General features: G+C 61.0%; 17 protein-coding genes and 1 CRISPR repeat array (1 of these 18 only partly in view). Of the genes, 9 read left to right on the plus strand and 8 right to left on the minus strand.

The features are described 5' to 3' along the window. Positions 1-3 precede the first annotated feature (3 nt). Together Azoinq_RS01530 and Azoinq_RS01535 are read left to right on the plus strand one after the other, a co-directional pair. Positions 4-792, plus strand: a complete 789-nt coding sequence (locus Azoinq_RS01530) for an alpha/beta fold hydrolase (protein ID WP_216127474.1) — start codon at positions 4-6, stop codon at positions 790-792. Between the two features lie 146 nt (positions 793-938). Continuing rightward, a complete protein-coding gene (locus Azoinq_RS01535; protein ID WP_216127471.1) occupies positions 939-1,460 on the plus strand; it encodes a DUF3124 domain-containing protein in 522 nt (173 codons plus the stop codon). 110 nt (positions 1,461-1,570) lie between these two features. Here Azoinq_RS01535 and Azoinq_RS01540 read toward each other — a convergent pair whose 3' ends face one another. The 8 genes from Azoinq_RS01540 to Azoinq_RS01575 all read right to left on the minus strand — a co-directional run bounded on the left by Azoinq_RS01540 (position 1,571) and on the right by Azoinq_RS01575 (position 8,742). Further along, the gene (locus tag Azoinq_RS01540; protein WP_216127468.1) at positions 1,571-1,741 is read right to left on the minus strand and encodes a hypothetical protein; all 171 of its coding nucleotides are present in this window, start codon (positions 1,739-1,741) and stop codon (positions 1,571-1,573) included. Between the two features lie 26 nt (positions 1,742-1,767). Continuing rightward, positions 1,768-2,775 (minus strand): inorganic phosphate transporter, encoded by a 1,008-nt coding sequence (locus Azoinq_RS01545; protein WP_216127465.1) that lies wholly within the window; start codon positions 2,773-2,775, stop codon positions 1,768-1,770. Between the two features lie 15 nt (positions 2,776-2,790). Then, complete coding sequence (locus Azoinq_RS01550) at positions 2,791-3,429, minus strand: DUF47 domain-containing protein (RefSeq protein ID WP_216127462.1); 639 nt, start codon at positions 3,427-3,429, stop codon at positions 2,791-2,793. Positions 3,430-3,575: 146 nt separating this feature from the next. Beyond that, a complete protein-coding gene (locus tag Azoinq_RS01555) occupies positions 3,576-4,070 on the minus strand; it encodes a hydrogenase maturation protease (protein ID WP_216127453.1) in 495 nt (164 codons plus the stop codon). Next, entirely contained in the window at positions 4,067-5,530 is a 1,464-nt protein-coding gene (locus Azoinq_RS01560; RefSeq protein WP_216127451.1) for a Ni/Fe hydrogenase subunit alpha, read from the minus strand. Before Azoinq_RS01560 ends, Azoinq_RS01555 begins: the two co-directional genes overlap by 4 nt. 55 nt (positions 5,531-5,585) lie before the next feature. Further along, entirely contained in the window at positions 5,586-6,143 is a 558-nt protein-coding gene (locus Azoinq_RS01565) for an NADH-quinone oxidoreductase subunit B family protein (RefSeq protein ID WP_216127448.1), read from the minus strand. An 85-nt stretch (positions 6,144-6,228) separates the two neighbouring features. Beyond that, positions 6,229-6,948 (minus strand): 2Fe-2S iron-sulfur cluster-binding protein, encoded by a 720-nt coding sequence (locus Azoinq_RS01570; RefSeq protein WP_216127446.1) that lies wholly within the window; start codon positions 6,946-6,948, stop codon positions 6,229-6,231. 3 nt (positions 6,949-6,951) lie between these two features. Next, the gene (locus Azoinq_RS01575) at positions 6,952-8,742 is read right to left on the minus strand and encodes an NAD(P)H-dependent oxidoreductase subunit E (RefSeq protein WP_216132297.1); all 1,791 of its coding nucleotides are present in this window, start codon (positions 8,740-8,742) and stop codon (positions 6,952-6,954) included. 320 nt (positions 8,743-9,062) lie between these two features. Between Azoinq_RS01575 and fabI the strand changes: the two genes are divergently transcribed. The 7 genes from fabI (at position 9,063) to cas2 (ending at position 20,674) form a co-directional block, all read left to right on the plus strand. Beyond that, positions 9,063-9,830 (plus strand): enoyl-ACP reductase FabI, encoded by a 768-nt coding sequence (gene fabI / locus Azoinq_RS01580; protein WP_216127444.1) that lies wholly within the window; start codon positions 9,063-9,065, stop codon positions 9,828-9,830. A gap of 31 nt (positions 9,831-9,861) precedes the next feature. Beyond that, positions 9,862-11,277, plus strand: a complete 1,416-nt coding sequence (locus Azoinq_RS01585; RefSeq protein WP_216127442.1) for a bifunctional enoyl-CoA hydratase/phosphate acetyltransferase — start codon at positions 9,862-9,864, stop codon at positions 11,275-11,277. Next, positions 11,274-12,467 carry an acetate/propionate family kinase gene (locus Azoinq_RS01590; protein WP_216127439.1) on the plus strand — a complete coding sequence of 398 codons (1,194 nt, stop codon included), beginning with the start codon at positions 11,274-11,276 and terminating at the stop codon, positions 12,465-12,467. Before Azoinq_RS01585 ends, Azoinq_RS01590 begins: the two co-directional genes overlap by 4 nt. 354 nt (positions 12,468-12,821) lie before the next feature. Continuing rightward, positions 12,822-15,722: an adenosylcobalamin-dependent ribonucleoside-diphosphate reductase gene (locus Azoinq_RS01595; protein ID WP_216127436.1), complete on the plus strand. Its 2,901-nt coding sequence runs from the start codon at positions 12,822-12,824 to the stop codon at positions 15,720-15,722. 316 nt (positions 15,723-16,038) lie between these two features. Beyond that, a complete protein-coding gene (gene cas9 / locus Azoinq_RS01600; RefSeq protein WP_216127425.1) occupies positions 16,039-19,449 on the plus strand; it encodes a type II CRISPR RNA-guided endonuclease Cas9 in 3,411 nt (1,136 codons plus the stop codon). A 4-nt stretch (positions 19,450-19,453) separates the two neighbouring features. After that, positions 19,454-20,338 (plus strand): type II CRISPR-associated endonuclease Cas1, encoded by an 885-nt coding sequence (gene cas1 / locus Azoinq_RS01605; protein ID WP_216127423.1) that lies wholly within the window; start codon positions 19,454-19,456, stop codon positions 20,336-20,338. Positions 20,339-20,365: 27 nt separating this feature from the next. Then, complete coding sequence (gene cas2, locus Azoinq_RS01610) at positions 20,366-20,674, plus strand: CRISPR-associated endonuclease Cas2 (protein WP_216127421.1); 309 nt, start codon at positions 20,366-20,368, stop codon at positions 20,672-20,674. Between the two features lie 63 nt (positions 20,675-20,737). After that, a CRISPR array of direct repeats spans positions 20,738-20,883; the repeat unit is 37 nt; unit sequence GATTGTAGCTTTCCGGGGTGAGAGAGGGAGCTACAAC; it runs 1,500 nt beyond the window's last position.

Consider the following 20,883-nt stretch of genomic DNA (forward strand, 5'->3'; position numbering starts at 1 on the left):
ACCATGGAACTGAATGTCCTCGGCCAAGCCACCTACGCCTACACCGGCGGTAAAACCTTCGACCCGGCCAAGCCCACCCTGGTATTCGCCCACGGGGCGGCCAACGACCACGGGGTCTGGGGACTGCAAAGCCGCTATTTCGCCAACCACGGCTACAACGTGCTGGCCCCTGACCTGCCCGGCCACGGTCGCTCCCAGGGCGCCGCCCTGGACTCCGTGGAAGCCCTGGCGGACTGGCTGCCCGCCCTCCTGGACGCCGCTGGCGCCCGGGAAGCGGGCCTCATCGGCCACTCCATGGGTTCCCTGGTCACCCTGGAAGCCGCCGCCCGTTATCCGGAGCGGATCAAGACCCTGGCCCTGCTCGGCACCGCCGCCCCCATGGCCGTTTCCGACGCCCTGCTGGAAGCTGCCCAGAAGGATCCGGACCAGGCCTATCGGATGATCAACCAGTGGTCCCACGGCCGCCCCCTGGGGGGCAACCCGGCCCCGGGCCTGTGGCAGCCGGGTTGCGGTCTGGCCCTGCTGCGCCACGCCCATCCGGGGCTGATCCACCGGGATCTTCTCAACTGCCGCCAATACACCCACGGCCTGGAAGCAGCCGCCGCCGTGCAGTGCCCCACCCTGCTGATCATCGCCTTAAATGATCTGATGACCGCCCCCAAGGCTGCCCGAGCCCTGCTCCCTGTTTTAAGGGGCACCCCCCGGGTGGCGGAAATTCCCGCCTGCGGCCACGCCATGCAGGGGGAACAGCCGGACGGAGTGTTGGACGCCCTGCGGGCCTTCCTGCTGTAAACTGACGGGCGGAGCCCTTCCCAGCCCCGCCCCCGGACTTGGTCCCAGCTTGGGCAGCGGCCGCCGGCGCCCAAAGGGGCCACGGGGAAAAACCCACCCCAGGGACTCCAGCGTCACCCAGTTCGGTGTTTCGTGAAAGGCATGCCATGATTTCCCCAATTCCGTTGTTCCGCCCCCGGGCACTGCCCCGCCTGCCGGCCCTGGCCCTGGCCGCCGCCCTGCTGGGGGCCGCCCTCCCCGCCGCCGCCGAAGACATTGGCCGCAGCCGGGGTCAGACCCTCTACCTGCCCATCTATTCCCATCTCTGGCACGGCAACCGGGACAAGGCAGGCAATCCGGAAATGTCCCTGCTCTCGGCGCTGGTGAGCATCCGCAACACGGACCCCCGCACCCCCATCCGGGTCACCTCGGCCCGGTATTACGACACCGCCGGACGGCTGATCCAGGAATATCTGGCCGCCCCCCGGGTAATTCCCCCCCTGGGCACCCTGGAACTGTTCGTGGAGCGGAAGGAAACCGCCGGCGGCTCGGGGGCCAATTTCCTCATCCGCTGGCAAAGCGAAGGCAACGGCACGGCCAACGCCCCCCTGGTGGAAGCGGTCCATGTGGATATGTATGGCACCCGGGCCATTTCCTTCACCACCAACGCCCGGGCCATTCAGGACTGAGTCCTGGCCACGCCGCCTCCCTTCCTCCCCCACCAACCCACAACAAAAAAGGCAGGCCCGTTATCGGTGCCTGCCTTTTTTATCCTTACCCCGTTCCCGGGTAAGTCTGCCTAGCTTCCTTCTTCGTCCCGGGAAACTTCTTCCCGGCCCTTGGGCGGACGGGTAAGGATGTAGGCGATCATGCCGATCACCGCCGCCAGCCCGATTTCCCACAAAAAGGGGAAATGGTAGATGAGCACGGCCAGAAGTCCGGTGATGCCAACAAATCCCAACCACAGCATGGCGGTGTTCCCTGCCCCGGTAAGGCTTACAGAATCCGGCTACCCACCCACCAGGCGGCGGCGGAAATCAGGGCCGTCCCCGGAATGGTGAGAATCCAGGCCCAGACAATGCCCCCGGCCACGCCCCAGCGCACGGCGGAAAAGCGCCGGGTGGAACCCACCCCGACGATGGCGCCCGTAATGGTGTGGGTAGTGGACACGGGAATGCCCATGGCGGTAGCCAGGAACAGGGTCATGGCCCCGCCGGTTTCCGCACAGAAGCCGCCCACGGGTTTGAGCTTGGTAATCTTCTGCCCCATGGTGCGCACAATGCGCCAGCCGCCGAACAGGGTGCCCATACCGATGGCCACATAACAGCAGGCCACCACCCAGATGGGCACGGAACCGTGGGGATCGGACATCCCGGCGGCGATGAGCAGCATCCAGATAATACCGATGGTTTTCTGGGCGTCATTGCCCCCGTGGCCCAGGCTGTAAAGGGAAGCCGAAAACAGCTGGAGGCGGTGGAACCATTTGTCCACCTTGCGGGCTGGGGTATGGAAAAAGGTCCAGCCCACAATCAGGGTCATGATGGAGCCCAGAATGTAGCCCAGCAGGGGGGAGATGAAAATAAAGGCAATGGTCTTCCAGAGCCCGCTGGCAATGAGGGACTGGGGCCCGGACTTAATCAGGGCCGCCCCCACCAGACCGCCGATCAGGGCGTGGGAAGAAGAGGAAGGAATGCCGTAATACCAAGTGATCACATTCCAGGCGATGGCCCCCACCAGGGCCCCGAAGACCACCACATGGTCCACGATGGCCGGGTCGATGGTGCCCTTGCCGATGGTAGCCGCCACCTTGAGCTGAAAGATGGAAATGGCCACCACATTAAAGAAGGCGGCGAAAGCCACCGCTTGATGGGGTTTCAGGACCCCCGTGGAAACCACGGTGGCAATGGAGTTGGCGGCGTCGTGGAAGCCATTCATGAAATCGAAGGCTAGGGCCAGACCCACCAGAAGGACAATCATGCCCAGGCTGATATGGATGCTGCTCATGGCAAAGGCTCGGGATCAGGCGTTTTCGAGAACGATGCCTTCGAGGATGTTGGCCACATCCTCACAGCGATCCGTCACCGTTTCCAATAATTCGTACATGGCCTTGAGTTTGATGATCTGGCGCACGTCCGGCTCATCCCGGAACAACCGGGACATGGCAGAGCGCATCACCCGATCCGCTTCCGACTCCAGGCGATCAATTTCCTCACAGGTTTTGAGAATGGCCACCCGCTGTTCCGCCGTGCGCAGCCGGCTGACGGCCTGCTGCACCCCGCTACAGCAGGCCATACAGAGATCGGCCAGCTGTACGGCTTCAGCGGTGGATTCGCGGATATCGTAAAGGGAAACGGTCTGGGTCACGTCCTGGATGAGGTCCAGAATGTCGTCCAGCGCATTGATCAGGGAATGGATTTCGTCCCGATCCAGGGGCGTAATGAAGGTGCTGTGGAGCAGGGAGATGGTGTCGTGGGTGATCTTGTCAGCCTGGGCTTCAGCGGTATCCACGGCATCCGAAGCTTGTGCGGCGAGTTGTTCGTCTTTGCCCAGATTGGCGATGAAGCTGACCAACGCGTTTCCCCCTACGACGATCTGCTCCGCGTGGGCATTGAACAGATCGAAGAATTTGCCCTCTTTGGGCATCAGGCGACCGAACATATATAGATTAATTTTATGTGACAGCTTGCTAGTTTACCACGTTGCCCCCTCCCCCAAGGGGGTGTTACGCCAAGGAAAAAAGCGGGGGCGGCAGCGACCATTCCTTCGTCATTTTCCGTCCAGCCAGAGACCGGGCCCGAGGTCCCTCAAGCCCCCAGGCGGAGGGCGAAATTCCGGGCCTCCCGGGCCCACAGATCCGGGTCCGGCGTCGCCAGCAAAGGCTGGAGAAATGCCCAAGCCGCCTCCAGATGTTTGAGGGCGGAGGGGCTGGGACTATGGCCCAATTCGAAGGCCGCTCCCCCCAGGGCCAACACATAGGCAGGGGGAGGCGGCGTTCCCAGGGCTCGGGTATGCACCGCCAGCACCTCCGCCGGTTCCAGGCTGTGACTGCTATGCACCGGATGGCGGGCCGGGCCCACCGGACCAAAGCGGAAGGGGCGGCCCAGACCCACCGCTGCATCCATGAACAGGGCCAGATCCCGGCCCTGCAAATCCAGGGCGTGTTCAATCTGGAGCTGGAAATCTTCCACCGTCACCAGGGCAGGAAACTGGCTTTCAATGCGCCGCAACAGGAGGGGCCCCAGGGCATCGTCCCCCCGGCTGGGATTGCCGACGGCGAAGACGATCAGACTGCCCATCATTCCCGGACCAGGCGGTCCACCAGTTCGCCCCGGACGTCCCGCAACTCCAGGGCCAGGGGCATCTGGCCCAGGGCATGAGTGGCGCAGGACAGGCAGGGATCAAAGGCCCGGATCGCCACTTCAATATGGTTCAGCAGGCCTTCCGTGAGGTTCTGACCATCCAGGTAACGCACCGCCACCTGGCGCACCGCCTCGTTCATGGCCTGGTTGTTGTGGGTGGTGGAAACAATCAGATTGCACATGGTCACCAGATCGTCTTCCCCCACCTGATAGTGGTGGATCAGGGTGCCCCGGGGCGCCTCGATAAGGCCCACCCCTTCCCGGCCCCGGGGGCCCGTGGCCATACATTCCCCTGCCAGCAGGTCCGGGTCGTGGAGCAGTTCCTTAATGACTTCGGCGGCGTGGAGCATTTCGATCATGCGCGCCCAGTGGTAGGCCAGCGGGGCGTGGATCAAGGAACCCTGGCCATAATCCATGAATTCCCGGCGCTCCGCTTCGGCCAGGGGCGAAGGAATAAAGTCGCAGTTCTGCACCCGGGCCAGGGGCCCCACCTTGTACCAGCCCGCTTCCTTGCCCAGGGCGGTCAGGTAGGGGAATTTCATGTAGCTCCAGGGTTTGACCTCTTCCCGGATCAGCTGGGCGTAGCCCTGGTAATCCGCCCCATCCACCAGGATTTTGCCGTCCCCGTCCCGGGCCCGCAGTACCCCGTGGTAGAAATCCAAGGCCCCGTCGGCCCCCACCAGGCTCAGGAGATTGGAGCGGAAGGTGCCAAACACGTCGTAAAGCCCCGGATTGGCCGTATGCAGCCGCTTCACCAGCTGTACCGCTTCCCGGGCCCAGGCCACCATCTGATAGGCGTCCTTGAGTAGCAGGTCCCGGTCTTCCGGAGCCAGATGTTTATTGATGCCTCCGGGCACCGCCCCCGTACCGTGAATGCGCTTGCCCGCCGTGACCCGAATCACTTCCTGGCCGAATTTGCGCAGCAGCACCCCCTGCTTGGCCACCTCCGGATATTCCGCCGCAACCCCGACGATATTGCGCTTTTCCACCTCCGCCTCGAAACCGAAGAGGAGGTCCGGGGAGGAAAGGTGGAAGAAATGGAGGGCGTGGGACTGGAGCATCTGGCCGTAATGCATGAGGCGCCGCATTTTTTCTGCCGTGGGGGTAATGCTGTGGGCCCCCACAATCAGATCCATGGCCTTGCAGGCCGCCAAATGGTGGGACACGGGGCAGATGCCGCAAAGCCGCTGCACCATCACCGGCACCTCCCAATAGGGACGGCCCTGGATGAATTTCTCGAAGCCCCGGAATTCCACAATGTGCAGACGCACTTGATGCACCCGGTTGGCCTCGTCCAGCAACAGGGTCACCTTGCCGTGCCCCTCCACCCGGGATACCGGATCAATGGCCACCCGGCGCAATTTTTCCGGATGGGCGGCAGTTTCCAGTTGAAAAGCCATACGGCAACCTCTTCGCCAAAAATGGGGAAGACCGGCCAGAGCCGGGCCTTCCGCCTCAATCGAAATGGAGCAAACCGTGGGTCAGCCGGGGCGTGTGCCCGGCGATGAGATCGGAGAGGAATTTCCAGATGGCGTCCCCAGAGGGAGGACAGCCGGGAATGAAGTAATCCACCCGCACCACCTCATGGAGGGGCCGCACCTTGTCCAGCAGCAGGGGCAACTCCGGGTCGTTGGGAATCTGGCCGTTCTCCACCCCCAGGCTGTAGTGGTACACCTCCTGCAAACAGGCCCCCAGACCCACATGGTTACGCTGGGCGGGAAGGCCGCCGGTCACGGCGCAGGCCCCCAGGGCAATGAGGGTTTTGCAGTTTTTCCGGAATTCCCGGAGCACGTGCACGTTTTCCCCGTTGCAGATGCCCCCTTCAATAATGCCGATGTCGCAGGGGCCGCAATGCTTGATATCCGTCAGGGGAGAACGGTCGAATTCCACCAATTCCAACAACTGTAAGAGGCGCTCGTCGATATCCAGAAAGGACATGTGGCAGCCGAAACAGCCCGCCAGGGAAGTGGTGGCGACCCGCAGTTTTTTCTTCGGAGCTGAGGGCTGAGTCATGGCCGCACCTCCCTCGCCGTTTCAACGTGCCCCGCCAATGGGCGGCGGGCAAACCGTCCCCGGGCTGCCTGTAATTGGCGCTTGGTCATTTTTCCCCCTTTTCCCCGGCCATGGCCACCACACTGATGGGGGCCCGGTCATAACGGCGCTCACCGATGGGTACCCGGAAACCCTGGCGCTTGGGCAGGATCACCCCCACCGGGCAGATGTGGGCGGCCCGGTCCTCGGCGCTGAAATCCGTGTCCGCCAGACGGCCGCTTTCCGCATTGACCGTCAGATGTTTGTGAATTCCCCGACCGGTGAGGGCAAAGACATTTTTGCCATCCATATCCCGGCTGGCCCGCACGCACAGTTCGCAATAGATGCAGCGGTTGAAATCCAGCAGGATGTCCGGGTGGGAGGCATCCACGGGACGGTCCGGGAAAAAATGGGCGAAGTGGGCGGAAAGCATTTCCAGGTCGTAGGCCAGGGCCTGCAACTGGCAATTGCCGCTCTTTTCGCAGGAGGGGCAGAAATGGTTGCCTTCCACGAACAGCATTTGCAGCAGGGCCCGCCGCTCCCCGTTCATTTCCGGGGTGTTGCTCTCCACTTCCATGCCTTCCTTGGCTGGGGTCGCGCAGGAGGACACGTGGCGCCCCCCCACCTTGACGATGCACAGCTTGCAGGAACCGTGGGGCGGAAAATCCGGATGCCAGCACAGGTGGGGAATGTAATGGCCCGCCGCCCGGGCCGCTTCCAGAATAGTCTGGCCCTCGAAAAAGGGCACGGGCTGGCCGTCCAGGATAAATTTTTTACCGTCGCTCATGACCTATTCCTCTTCCAGGGAAGTGAGGTGGGCCCCCGCATCGTCCCGGCCCGTCATCTGCCGGGCCTCGGCCAGGGCCTGATCCAGATCGAAAGCGGGCTCGAAGTCCAGGGTCTGAAGCCGCCGCTCATAGGCCGGGCGGAATTTCACCAGGGTGTCGATCACCGGATTGGCCGCCGCCGCCCCCAGGCCGCAATGGCTGGCCCCCTTGAGCAGGCGATTCACCCATTCGATATCCACCAGGTCGTATTTAGCGCCCCGGCCCACCGCCAGCTTGTCCATGAAATTTTTCAGGAGGGAGGTGCCCACCCGGCAGGGAGTGCAGAAACCACAGCTTTCGTGGGCGAAGAAGTGGATGAAATTGCGGGCCACTTCAAACATATCCCGGCTGGAATCGAAAATCATGAAGGCCCCCGCCGTGGGCACGTCTTCGTAGGCGATGGAGCGGTGAAATTCGTAGGAGGAAATGCAGGTGCCGGAAGCGCCCCCCACCTGCACCGCCTGAACATCCGTGGCACCGCAGTCATCCAGGATGCGGCGGATTTCCACGCCGAAGGGGTATTCATAAACCCCCGGATAGGCGCAGTCCCCGGAAATGGAGAGGAGCTTGGTGCCGGTGGACTGGGATGTCCCTTCGGCGGCGAAGGTTTCGCCCCCTTCCAGGGCCACCAGCACGGTCTTGGCCAGGGTTTCCACGTTATTGACCACCGTGGGCCGCCCCAGATAGCCCTTGGTCACGGGGAAAGGCGGGCGAATGCGGGGGGTGCCCCGCTTGCCTTCCAGGGATTCAATGAGGGCCGTTTCCTCGCCGCACACATAGGCCCCAGCCCCCAGATGGATTTCGATGTCGAAGTCAAAACCGGTCTGCCCCAGGATGGCGCTGCCCAAAAGGCCGCTTTCCCGGCGCCGGGCCAGCACGGAAAGGAGATGATCTAGGAGGTAGCGGTATTCCCCCCGCAAATAGAGAAAGCCCTGGTGGGCGCCCACGGCGTAGGCGGCCAGGGTCATGCCCTCGAAAACGTGGTCCGCGTAGGAGGTGAGCAGCACCCGGTCCTTGAAGGTACCCGGTTCCCCCTCGTCCGCGTTGCACACCACCACCCGTTCCCGCCCGGGAGCATTGCGGCAGGCTTCCCACTTCACGCCGGTGGTAAAGCCGGCGCCGCCCCGGCCCCGCAGATTGGATTTCTGCACTTCCGCCAACCAGCCCGCCGAGCCCTTTTCCACGGCCACCTTGAGGGCCGCCCCGGGAATCAGTTCGCTATTGAGCAGCCAGTCCCGGCGGCAGATGTTGTCCTGCACCCGGAAGAATTCGCTGGGCCACTGGCTTAAGGGTTTGCGATGGCGGATCAGCTCGCAGATTTCATTGACCCGCTGGTGATTCATCATGGTCACCGGCATGCCATTCACCAGCAGGGCCGGGCCCTGATCCCCCATCCCCGTACAGGAGGTGGTGGTGACGGAAACCAGGCCGTCTTCGGAAACCTTGCCCGGCTCCACCCAGAGCTTCTGGCACATGGTTTCCAGCAGCTCCTGGTTGCCTAACAGGCGATCGGTAGCGTTGTCGGAAAACAGAACCCGGTATTCCCCCACCGGTTCCAGATGGAGAAAGGAGTAGAAACCGGCCACCCCTTCCACCCGGGCCCGGGGCAACTGGAGCCGCTCCGCCACAAAGGTGATGGCTGGCGGGGGCAAATAGCCCAACTGATCCTGAATAGCCAACAGGATCTGCAACAACCGGGAAGGGTCCCGGCGATGCCGGGCCAGGATGCCTTCCAGGGTCTCAACTAAAGACACTTCCGAACCGAACGCCACGTTGACCTCCCGCTACGGAAACAGGTGGGGCATTATAAGCACGGCCCGGCTCATCCGTCATAGAAACTCACGGCGAGGACGGCCGAGCTTTTTCCCGGCACCAGATTGTCACAGCCCTGCAAATCGGCGGGTGTCCAATGGGCTAGGCAGCCCGTCCGGACGCCTTTTCCGGAAGTTTCCGGAAAAATGACCGATGTATTGCCAGGGGCGGGGAAAAGCCGTTATGCTGCATCGCAACACGTCCTCTCGGGGGGAGCGTGTGGTAGCCCTTTTTCCAAAAACACATCACGGGAGTCCTCGCCATGTTTAACCTGAATGGCAAAAAAGGCCTGGTTGTCGGCGTCGCCAACAACCACAGTATTGCTTACGGTTGCGCCAAGGCTTTCAACATCTGCGGTGCCGAGCTGGCCATCACTTACCTGAACGACAAAGCTGAGCCCCACGTCCGTCCCCTGGCCGAACTCCTGGCCGCTCCCCTGATCTTGCCCCTGGACGTGGAGCAAGAAGGGCAGCTGGAAGCGGTCTTCGAGGCCATCAAGGAAAAATGGGGCCATCTGGACTTCCTCGTCCATTCCATCGCTTTCGCCCCCAAGGAAGACCTCCACGGCCGGGTGGTGGATTGCTCCCGGGAAGGCTTCATGCGGGCCATGGACATTTCCTGCCACTCCTTCCTGCGCATGGCCAAGCTGGCCGAACCCCTGATGGTCAATGGGGGCACCCTGCTCACCATGAGCTACCTGGGCGCCGATGAAGTGGTGGAAAACTACGGCATGATGGGGCCGGTCAAGGCCGCTCTCCAGGCCTCCACCCGTTATCTGGCCTCCGAACTGGGCCCCAACGGCATCCGGGTGCACGCCATTTCCCCGGGGCCCCTGGCCACCCGGGCCGCCTCCGGCATTGCCCACTTTGACAATCTGATGCGGGAAGCGGAAGAACGGGCGCCCCTGCACCGGCTGGTCTCCATTGACGACGTGGGCGCCCTGGCCGCCTATCTGTGCAGCGATGTAGCCAAGACCCTGACCGGGGGTACGATCTTCATCGATGGCGGTTTCCACATCGTTGGCGGCTAGCCCCGGATCAACCTCACTTCAGGGAGTTCTTATGGATACGGAACATAACAACGACCAATTCATCGAAAATCGGACTTTCGACGAAATTCAGATTGGCGATTCCTCCCAGTTGGCGCGCACCCTGCGCCCGGAGGACATCAAAATGTTTGCCGTCATGTCCGGCGACGTGAATCCTTCGGTGGTGGACCCGGAATTTGCCCATAGCGGCATTTTCCGGGAGGTGGTGGCCCACGGCATGTGGAGCGGGGCCCTCATTTCCACCGTGCTCGGCACCCAGTTCCCCGGCCCGGGCACCATCTACATCGACCAGTCCCTACACTTTTCCCGCCCGGTCACCCTGGGGGACACCATCACCATTACGGTGACCGCCAAGCAGAAGTTTGAGCACAACAAGCACATCCTCTTTGACTGCGTCTGCACCAATCAGGAAGGCTTGCTGGTGGTGGGCGGCACGGCGGAAGTCTTGGCGCCCACGGAAAAAATCCGGCGCCCCCGGGTCCACATGCCCCAGTTCACCATTTCCGACAAGGAAGAGCGTTACCAGGCCCTGCTGGCCCTGGCCAAGGGCCTGGAAGCGGTGCCCGTGGCCGTGGCCCACCCCTGTGACGCCGAATCCCTGAAGGGACCGGTGATCGCCGCCCAGGCCGGGCTCATCGACCCCATTCTGGTGGGGCCGGAAGCCAAAATCCGGAGTCTGGCGGCGGAACTGGGGCTGGATATTTCCCCCTACCGCATCGTCAATACCAAGCACAGCCACGAATCCGCTGCCATGGCCGTTTCCCTGGTGCGCAACGGGGATGCGGAAGCCCTGATGAAGGGTAGCCTGCACACCGACGAGCTGATGGGGGAAGTGGTTTCCCGGGCCACTGGCCTACGCACCGGACGGCGCATTTCCCACGTCTTTTACATGGACGTGCCCACCTATCCCAAGCCCATCATGATTACGGATGCGGCGGTGAATATCGCCCCGGGCCTGGAAGACAAGGTAAGCATCATCCAGAACGCCATCGACCTGTTCCATATTCTGGGACGGCCGGAACCCAAGGTGGCCATTCTTTCCGCCGTGGAAACGGTGAATCCCAAGATCCAATCCACCCTGGACGCCGCCGCCCTGTGCAAAATGGCGGATCGGGGCCAGATTAAGGGCGGCATCCTGGACGGCCCCCTGGCTTTCGATAACGCGGTGTCCATCGTGGCCGCCAAAACCAAGGGCATTAAGTCCGTGGTGGCCGGGCAGGCGGACATTCTGGTGGTGCCCGATCTGGAATCGGGGAATATGGTGGCCAAGCAGCTGGAATACCTGGCCAATGCCCTGTCCGCCGGGGTGGTGCTGGGGGCCAAGTGCCCCATCGTGCTCACCTCCCGGGCTGACACGGCGGAAGCCCGCACCGCTTCCTGCGCCATCGCCGCCATCATGGCCCACGCTTATCGGAAACAAACCCCATGACCGACTGCATTCTGACCCTTAACGCCGGCTCCTCCTCCATCAAATACTCCCTCTATGAGTTGCTGCCGGAGGGGGGCATTGCTGCCGGCCCCGTCATGTCTGGCCAGATCGACGGCATCGGTAGCCAGCCCCACATCAAGGCTGTGAATGGGGAAGGCCGTTCCCTGGACAACGTGGACATTCCCCTCACCGGGGACATGGACAGCCAGCACCACGAGGCCCTGGAATTTCTGGTGAGCTGGCTCCACGCCCACGAACAGGGCTGGCGCATCGTCGCCGTGGGCCACCGGGTGGTCCACGGAGGCGAACGCTACAGCCGCCCCATGGTGCTGGACGACAACATCATCGAGCACTTGGTGGATCTGATCCCCCTGGCCCCCCTGCACCAGCCCCACAACCTGGACGGGGTGGCGGCCCTGCGCCAGCTCCTGCCGGAAACGCCCCAGGTGGCCTGCTTCGACACCGCCTTCCACCGCACCCAGCCGGAGGTGGCCCAGATGTTTGGCCTGCCCCGCTGGATCAGCGGCGCCGGGGTCAAGCGCTACGGCTTCCACGGCCTCTCCTACGAGTACATTGCCCGCCGCCTGCCCGAATACACCCGCCGGGCCGATGGCCGGGTGGTGGTGGCCCACCTGGGCAACGGTGCTTCCATGTGCGCCATGGAACGGCGCCAGAGCAAGGTTTCCACCATGGGCTTCACGGCGGTGGATGGCCTGATGATGGGCACCCGTACCGGCAGCCTGGACCCGGGGGTGATTCTCTTCCTCCAGGAAAGCAAGGGCATGGACACCAAGGCCATTACCAAGCTCATCTACAAGGAATCGGGCCTCCTGGGGGTTTCCGGTCTGTCTCAGGACATGCGCACCCTCCTGGCCAGCGAAAAGCCGGAAGCCAAGGAAGCGGTGGATTTGTTCTGCTACCGCATTAACCGGGAACTGGGTTCCCTGGCCGCCGCCGCTGGCGGGCTGGATGCCCTGGTATTCACCGGGGGCATTGGCGAACACGCGGCGGAAATCCGCCGCCGGGTCTGTCTGGCCGCCGACTGGATGGGCATTGTGCTGGACGAGGCGGCCAATTCCCGCCATTCGGACCGGATCAGCGCCCCCCGCAGCTCGGTGGATGTGATGGTGATCCCCACCAACGAAGAGTGGATGATCGCCCACCACACGGCTACCCTGCTGAATCTGTAAATTTTTTCCGCACCAAGGCGGTGCACCGGTCCCGGTGCACCGCCTTTTTTGTTCCCGTCAAGGGTTTCCATCCCGCCCCATCCCGGGTCTATACTCCGCCCCCCGTCGCCCGGACCGCCCCTTTCGGCCCCCTCTTCGGGCACCCCTCCGACCCCCGCCCCAAAAGGGGGGAAACGCCCTGTTTTCGAGCACAGGAGCATGTTTCCGGCCCGGAGTACCGACAACTACATTTAGTCAACTGTTTGCCACCACCCACTAGATGTAGTAGCTTACACGCCGATTTCATTTCTCCGGACCCATCCTGTCCCGGGGAGATATGACCTCTTTCATACCCACCTTAAAAGGATGCTCACCATGAGCCAGGTTGCAGAACAACTCTCATTGTCCGCCATCCCCGACGCACCGGAAGTCACCCCCCTGCCCGACCAGGAGATTTCGACTGAGGTGTTGCTGGAGAAATATGCCAAAGGCAAGGAACTGGATGTGCACGACGTGCGCCGCCGGGTCGCCCGAGCCCTGGCCGGCATTGAGCCGGAAAAAGACCGTAGCAAGTGGGAGGAGAAATTCCTCTGGGCCCAGGAAAACGGTTTCATTCCTGCGGGCCGCATCAACTCCGCCGCCGGTACCGATCTGGCCGCTACCCTGATCAACTGCTTCGTCCAGCCCGTGGGCGATTCCATCGTGGAAGTGGTGGATGGCCGTCCCGGCATCTACACCGCCCTGGCCCAGGCCGCTGAAACCATGCGGCGGGGCGGCGGGGTCGGCTACGACTTCTCCTCCATCCGTCCCGTGGGCGCCCAGGTCAAGGGCACCCAATCCCGGGCCTCCGGCCCCGTTTCCTACATGCGGGTCTTCGACCGCTCCTGCGAAACCGTGGAATCCGCCGGGGCCCGCCGGGGCGCCCAAATGGGTGTGCTGCGCTGCGACCACCCGGACGTGGAAGACTTCATCCACGCCAAGGACAAAGGGGATCTGACCAATTTCAACATTTCCATCGCCGTTACCGACGCCTTCATGCAAGCCGTGGAAGGGGACGGCACCGTGGAACTGGTGCATAAGGCCGAACCCAATAGCGAAATGAAAGCCTCCGGCGCCTTCCAGCGGGAAGACGGCATGTGGGTCTATCGCAAGGTTCAAGCCCGGGAACTGTGGGATCAGGTGATGAAATCCACCTACGACCACGCGGAACCGGGCATTCTGTTCCTGGACCGGATCAACAAGGACAACAACCTCTATTACTGCGAAGAAATCGAGGCCACCAATCCTTGCGCCGAACAGCCCCTGCCCCCCTACGGCTGCTGCTGCCTGGGCTCCATTAACCTGACCCTGTTCGTCTCCCAGCCCTTCAGCGAAGGAGCGGACTTTGACTTTGACAGCTTTGCGGAAGTCATCCGGATTTCCACGCGCATGCTGGACAACGTGCTGGACGCCACCCACTGGCCTCTGGAACGGCAGCGGGAAGAAGCTTCCAACAAGCGCCGGGTGGGCCTGGGCTTCACCGGCCTGGGGGATGCCCTGGCCATGCTGCGCCTGCGCTACGACCGGCCGGAAGCCAAGGCCATGGCCACCCGCATTTCCGAATTCATGCGGGATCAAGCCTACCTGGCCTCCGTGGAACTGGCCAAGGAACGGGGCCCCTTCCCCCTCTTTAACGCGGAGCTGTACCTCTCCGGCGGCAACTTCGCCTCCCGCCTGCCCGCGGAAATCAAGGCGGAAGTCCGCCAACACGGGCTGCGCAACTCCCACCTGCTCTCCATCGCCCCCACCGGCACCATTTCCCTGGCCTTCGCCGACAATGCCTCCAACGGCATCGAGCCCCCCTTCTCCTGGACCTATAACCGGAAGAAGCGCATGCCCGACGGCACCCTGAAGGAATACGCGGTGGAAGACTACGCCTGGCGCCTTTACAAGCACCTGGGCGGGGACGTGGAAAAGCTGCCCGACTACTTTGTCACCGCCCTGGAAATCTCCGCCGCCGCCCACAAGGACATGGTGGCCGCCGTGGCCCCCTACATCGACACCTCCATCTCCAAGACGGTGAATGTGCCCGGGGATTACCCCTACAGCGACTTCCAGGACCTTTACCTGACCGCCTGGAAGTCCGGCCTGAAGGGCCTGGCCACCTACCGGCCCAACAGCGTTCTGGGCTCCGTGCTGTCCGTGGAATCCAGCAAGCCCAAGACGGACGAAAACAAGCAATCGCCCCAGGATTTCGTCTCCGACGCCAACCGGCGCCTGTCCATCAAGAACCTGCCCGCCCCGGTGCTCTCCTCCCTGCGCTGGCCCGGCCGCCCCACCCTGCCCGACGGCAACATGGCCTGGACCTACATGCTGGAGTACCCCCAAGGCAAGTTCGCCATTTTCGTCGGCCATGTGGATCAGGAAGACGACGCGGGTCACCCCTACTCCTGGCCCTTTGAAATCTGGGTCAACGGCCCGGACCAACCCCGTGGCCTGGGCGCCATCGCCAAGACCCTCTCCATGGACATGCGGGCCAATGACCGGGGCCTCCTGAACGCCAAGCTGGATATTCTGGCCAAGGTACCGGGGGACGCCTTCGACATGCCCTTCCCGCCCCACGGGGAACGGAAGCGCATGCCCTCCATCACGGCCGCCATGGCCCAGGTGGTGCGCTGGCGCATCGACCAGTTGGGCAAGCCGGAACACGAAGAAACCACCCCGGTGATGGACGCCATGTTCAGCACCAGCGAGCCCAAGACCGGCACGGACGGCACCCTTTCCTGGACCGTGGATGTGATCAACCCCACCACCAGCGAAGATTTCGTCCTGGGCCTGAAAGAAATCACCCTGCCCGACGGCGTCACCCGCCCCTACTCCATGTGGCTCTCCGGCAACTACCCCCGGGCCCTGGACGGCCTGTGCAAGCTCATGTCCCTGGACATGCGGGTGGTGGACCCGGCCTGGATCGGCATGAAGCTGCGCAAGCTCCTGGACTACTCCGAACCCCTGGGGGATTTCATGGCCTTCGTGCCCGGCACCCGGCGCCAGACCAACTACCCCTCCACCGTCGCCTACGTGGCCCAGCTGGTCATCCACCGCTACGCCATGCTCGGCATCCTGGACGAAAAGGGCATGCCCCTGCAACAAATGGGCATCCTGGAAACGCCCCAGGACGGCACCGCCGCCAAACCCATGCAAGGCAAGCTGTGCAAGGAATGCGGCAACACCACGGTGATCAAAAAAGACGGCTGCGAATTCTGCACCGCCTGCGGCGCAGTAGGCTCCTGCGGCTAAACCAGTTAGCCGGATAGGCCCGATGCTGGAAGGACGTTCCAGCAGAAGCTAGCAGCAAAAAAGAAAGCCCCAAGATCGTTGGTCTTGGGGCTTTTTTAATTTGCTAAGGAACGGGGGAGAACTCCGGCCGAAATTCGGCGAGTGTTTGCGGTTATCGGCCGATTCCATTGTTCACAAATGAAGAAGGCCCGACAGGTTTCCCTGCCGGGCCGGATTCGGTCGTCACCCGAAGGTGACACCTTATTGTAGCAACGGCTCTCACCCCGGAAAGCTACATGGCGTTATTCTACGCACTCTAGATAAAAAAATACAAATCATGAGTACGACATACACCATTGGTCTTGATATTGGGATTGCCTCAGTTGGGTGGTGCGTTCTTGGTGAGAACCACATCATCAATCTAGGTGTTCGAGCATTTGACAAAGCGGAAACGGCTAAGGAGGGAGAGTCACTAAATCTCGTACGACGGAACGCTCGACTGATGCGCCGACGCTTGTTTCGACGGGCATGGCGATTGAAGAAATTGTCCCGCCTATTAAAAAATGAAAGGCTGATCACTGACACCAAGATATTCCAGCCAAAGCACCCTTTTACCCGCCCGCTCTGGCAATTGCGCGTTTTCGGCATCGACCACCGCCTGAACGACGAAGAATGGGCGCGTGTCATTTACCACCTGTGCAAACACCGGGGCTTCCACTGGATCAGCCGCGCCGAAGCGAAGCAAGCGGAAGGCGACAGCAAGAGCGAAGGCGGCAAAGTCAAAAAGGGATTGGCTGGTACGGCCGAGCTAATGGCGGGAAAAGGCTATCGCAGTGCTGCAGAAATGGTCGTCAATGAATTCGTAAAACCCCAACTCGACAGTGACGGCTTGATTAGGACAGACAAACAGGGAAACCCGATCCCAACAAGCGCAGCGCGAAACAAGCAGGGCGAATACACCAAAGCGCTTTCGCGAGAACTGCTCGCCAAGGAACTGACCCTGCTCTTCGAAAAGCAACGAGAATTCGGCAATCCACATGCATCAAGTAGGCTAGAAACCACCATCCTCGGCAACGGCGACAAAAAGAGCGGATTATTCTGGCAGCAAAAGCCCGCTTTGGCCGGAGCCGACCTGCTCACGATGCTTGGTGCCTGCACCTTCGAAAAAGACGAATACCGCGCTCCTAAAGCCAGCTTCACCGCCGAACGTCACGTCTGGCTGACGCGCCTGAACAACCTACGCATCGTTACCGGTGGCGTTACCCGCCAGCTGACTGAACAGGAACGCCAACTCTGCCTGCTTCTACCTTATCAACAAGCTGGCGACCTAACCTACAAACAACTCGGTAAAGCACTGACCCAAGCCGGGCTGTTGGAGGCTGGCAGCTTCAAATTTATCGGCCTCGCTTACCCCACTGAAGGGCAAAAGGCCAACAGCAAGACGGAAGACCCGGAGTCCGCCACGCTGATCAAAGTCCCGGCCTGGCAGGAACTGCGCAAAACGCTGACCAAGGCCGGCCTCAACGAGGAGTGGAAAAAACTCTCAGGCGATGCGCTCTGCGGTCAGCCAGAAATTTTCGACCAAATTGCCTGGGTACTCAGTGTCTACAAAGATGACGATGAAGTCCGCGCCGAACTCGCCAAGTTGTCGCTCCCCAACCGCGACGCGCTCATCGACGCCCTGCTTAACATCCGTTTCGACAAATTCCACGCTCTTTCTCTAAAAGCCCTGCGTGCCATCGTGCCGCACATGGAAAAAGGGCTGCGCTACGACGAGGCCTGCATTGAGGCCGGCTATCACCACAGTCAGTTGCACAAGATAGGAGAAGGCGAACACAAGTATCTGCCGTCGCTCTATGCCGGACGCGACGAAGATGGCCGCATGCGCTTCACTGAAGATGCCGACATCCCGCGCAACCCCGTCGTCCTACGTTCATTGAATCAGGCGCGCAAGGTAGTCAATGCCATCGTCCGCCGCTATGGCTCACCGGCTGCAGTGCACATCGAAATGGCCCGCGATCTTTCGCGCCCCCTCGACGAGCGCAACAAGATCAAGAAAGAACAGGACGAATACCAGGCCCGAAATCAACGCGATAGGGAACGGTTCATCGAGTTGTTCGGCTACCCACCCAAAGGTCTTGAATTTGAAAAATGGCGCCTGTACAGGGAACAGAACGGGCAATGCATTTACACGCAGAAGCCGCTGGCGCCTTCAGGCAACGTTGCCGAAATCTTCCTGGATGGCTCTACCGAAATCGACCACGCCCTGCCCTACTCGCGCAGTTTCGACGACAGCAAGAACAACAAGGTGCTGGTCCTGACCCGCGAAAACCGCGACAAGGGCAACCGTACCCCCTATGAATATCTGGGCGGCGCAGAAAATAGCGAGCGATGGCAACGCTTTGTCGCCTTTGTTGAAGCGAACAAAGCTTATCGGCTAGCCAAGCGCACCCGCCTGCTTCGCAAGGATTTTGGCGAAAAGGAAGCAGAAGAGTTCAAGGAACGTAATCTTAATGACACCCGCTACATCTGCAGGTTTTTCAAGAACTATGTTGAGCGTTATTTGAAACTGGCAGACGGAAGTCAAGCCAAGCATTGCGTTGTCCTGAGCGGCCAACTGACCAACTTCCTGCGCGCCCGCTGGGGGCTGCTCAAGGTGCGTTCCGACAGCGACCGCCACCATGCGCTTGATGCGGCGGTTGTCGCGGCGTGCAGTCACAGCATGGTGCAGCGCCTATCCAATTACTCGCGTACCCGGGAATTGGAACAGGTCCGCAATGGCTTTGTCGATATTGAAACCGGCGAAATCGCCAATCCGGCCATGCACAAGCAACTGCGCGAACACTTTCCCGATCCGTGGCCCTACTTCCGAAACGAACTCGAAGCCCGTCTAAAAATCGATTCGCCGGAATTGCTGCGCGAAGAAATGGCTCGCCTGGGCAGCTACAGCGAGGAAGAACTCGCGGCACTGAAACCGTTGTTCGTTTCCCGCGCACCGCAACGCCGCAACGGTGGTGCTGCTCACAAGGACACCATCTACGGCCAACCAGAAAGATTCAAGGGAAAAGGCAGCGTCACGCAGAAGGTTGCCCTCGCCAGCCTGACATTGAAAGACCTCGAGTCGCTCGCTGATCCGCACCGAAACACCAAGCTTTACGGAGCCATCCGGGAACGCTTGGAAGCCCACGGCGGCAAGGGCGACAAAGCTTTTCCGGCCAGTAACCCATTACGCAAACCCGACAAAGACGGCAACCCAACCGGCCCCATCGTTCGAAGCGTCACAAAAGTCATCGACAAACTGTCCGGTATCCCCGTTCGCGGTGGCATCGCCAAGAACGACACGATGCTGCGGGTGGATGTCTTTACCAAGGCTGGCAAGTTCCACTTGGTACCGGTTTATGTGCATCACCGGGTAACGGGTTTGCCGAATCGGGCAATTGTGGCTTTCAAGGACGAAGAGGAATGGACGCTGGTTGATGAAAGTTTCGAGTGGTGCTTCTCACTGTATCCAAACGATCTCGTCCAGATACGTCTTAAGAAAGAGAGTTTTTTGGGGTACTACACAGGAACCGATCGTTCCACAGGAGCTATAAGTTTGTGGGCTCACGATAGAAATCAAGCCGTTGGGAAAGAGGGTTTAATGCGCGGCATTGGAGTTAAAACAGCCGTGAGCATCGAAAAATTCCACGTCGACACCCTCGGCAACATCTACCCCGCCCCGCCGGAGAAACGTCGTGGGCTGGCGTAGTGTAATGATTTCCCGGCCAGCCAAACTGCGCCGGGAGCATTTTTCCCTGGCCATCGAGCAGGAACAAACGGCTTTCGTCCCCTTCGAGGACATCGCTATCATTGTCCTCAACCACCGAGAAATTCTACTCACCCATCCTGTTCTCTCGGCCTGCGCAGACTACGGGATAGGTCTCTACGCCACAGGCGACAACCACCAACCCAATGGCGTCTTCCTCCCGTTTCTCGCGCACTCCCGCACCACGCGCCTGATGCGCAGACAGATGGACCTTCCCCGCCCACTCGCCAAACAAGCCTGGGCCAGCATCATCCGACGCAAAATCGAAAACCAGGCGGCCGTGCTGCGTTTTTGCGCGAAGAATGGCGTCGACCGCATGGATTCCTATGCCCGGCGAGTTCGTTCAGGCGACACGGGAAACCTGGAAGGTCAAGCCGCCGCCTTCTACTTCACCCAGCTTTTCGGCCAGGGTTTTTATCGCGCCGAAGAACATTGGGCCAACGCCGCGCTTGATTATGGCTATGCCGTGTTGCGCGGCGCCATTGCCCGGGGATTGGTAGCCCACGGCATGCACCCACCCATCGGCCTTTTCCATGCCAGCGAGCAGAACGCATTCAATCTAGCCGACGACTTGATCGAACCTTTTCGCCCCCTGGTCGACCTGTACGTCGCCAAAAATCCTACTTTCATCGAAGACGATCTCAGCCCGCAGCACAAGGCAGAACTGGTCGCCTTGCTCAATGTCGATGTCGGTATGCCGCAAGGCAAGATGTCCGTACTATCCGCCATCGAATACACGGTCGAGAGCCTTGCCCGGCTATTCGAGGAAGGCAACAGCGAACTCGAACTTCCAGCCTTAATCGGATTGCAAGCTCACCGGCTGGAATGCTAAGGCATGGGACAGGAGACACGACGCTTTATGCGACTCATCGTCTTCTTTGATCTACCCATGGTCACCAAGATAGAGAAACGCGCCTACGTTCAGTTTCGCCGCTTTCTGCTCAACGATGGCTACGACATGATCCAATGGTCAGTCTACGCCCGCTTGCTAAACGGTAGTGATGACCATGAAAAACACCTCAAACGCCTGATCGACAGCCTCCCGCCCGCTGGCTCAATCCGATGCATGACCGTCACGGAAAAGCAATTCGCTGGCATTCGCCTGCTGGTCGGCATGCCACTTTTTCAGGAAAAAAAGGTTCCAGCAAATCAAATGCTGCTGTTTTAATAAACTTTTTCACAAAAAAAAAATCCCTCCCAGCTACACCAGGAGGGATTTTCACTTCGGTCTGATTGTAGCTTTCCGGGGTGAGAGAGGGAGCTACAACAGCCGTAGGCGCACAGCAGCACCAGGACGCGATTGTAGCTTTCCGGGGTGAGAGAGGGAGCTACAACGGACTACGGACTCGCTGCTCATTTGGGGACGATTGTAGCTTT

Source organism: Azospira inquinata, assembly GCF_018905915.1.
Classification (GTDB): Bacteria; Pseudomonadota; Gammaproteobacteria; order Burkholderiales; family Rhodocyclaceae; genus Azospira; species Azospira inquinata.

Excerpts from the sequence above, each read along its gene's own strand:
- cas2 (WP_216127421.1), top strand. The coding sequence starts at position 20,366 with ATGCGACTCATCGTCTTCTTTGATCTACCCATGGTCACCAAGATAGAG.
- fabI (WP_216127444.1), top strand. The coding sequence starts at position 9,063 with ATGTTTAACCTGAATGGCAAAAAAGGCCTGGTTGTCGGCGTCGCCAAC.
- Azoinq_RS01540 (WP_216127468.1), bottom strand. The coding sequence starts at position 1,741 with ATGCTGTGGTTGGGATTTGTTGGCATCACCGGACTTCTGGCCGTGCTC.
- Azoinq_RS01565 (WP_216127448.1), bottom strand. The coding sequence starts at position 6,143 with ATGACTCAGCCCTCAGCTCCGAAGAAAAAACTGCGGGTCGCCACCACT.
- cas1 (WP_216127423.1), top strand. The coding sequence starts at position 19,454 with ATGATTTCCCGGCCAGCCAAACTGCGCCGGGAGCATTTTTCCCTGGCC.
- Azoinq_RS01590 (WP_216127439.1), top strand. The coding sequence starts at position 11,274 with ATGACCGACTGCATTCTGACCCTTAACGCCGGCTCCTCCTCCATCAAA.
- Azoinq_RS01530 (WP_216127474.1), top strand. The coding sequence starts at position 4 with ATGGAACTGAATGTCCTCGGCCAAGCCACCTACGCCTACACCGGCGGT.
- Azoinq_RS01595 (WP_216127436.1), top strand. The coding sequence starts at position 12,822 with ATGAGCCAGGTTGCAGAACAACTCTCATTGTCCGCCATCCCCGACGCA.
- Azoinq_RS01550 (WP_216127462.1), bottom strand. The coding sequence starts at position 3,429 with ATGTTCGGTCGCCTGATGCCCAAAGAGGGCAAATTCTTCGATCTGTTC.
- Azoinq_RS01560 (WP_216127451.1), bottom strand. The coding sequence starts at position 5,530 with ATGGCTTTTCAACTGGAAACTGCCGCCCATCCGGAAAAATTGCGCCGG.
- Azoinq_RS01535 (WP_216127471.1), top strand. The coding sequence starts at position 939 with ATGATTTCCCCAATTCCGTTGTTCCGCCCCCGGGCACTGCCCCGCCTG.
- Azoinq_RS01570 (WP_216127446.1), bottom strand. The coding sequence starts at position 6,948 with ATGAGCGACGGTAAAAAATTTATCCTGGACGGCCAGCCCGTGCCCTTT.
- Azoinq_RS01555 (WP_216127453.1), bottom strand. The coding sequence starts at position 4,070 with ATGATGGGCAGTCTGATCGTCTTCGCCGTCGGCAATCCCAGCCGGGGG.
- cas9 (WP_216127425.1), top strand. The coding sequence starts at position 16,039 with ATGAGTACGACATACACCATTGGTCTTGATATTGGGATTGCCTCAGTT.
- Azoinq_RS01585 (WP_216127442.1), top strand. The coding sequence starts at position 9,862 with ATGGATACGGAACATAACAACGACCAATTCATCGAAAATCGGACTTTC.
- Azoinq_RS01545 (WP_216127465.1), bottom strand. The coding sequence starts at position 2,775 with ATGAGCAGCATCCATATCAGCCTGGGCATGATTGTCCTTCTGGTGGGT.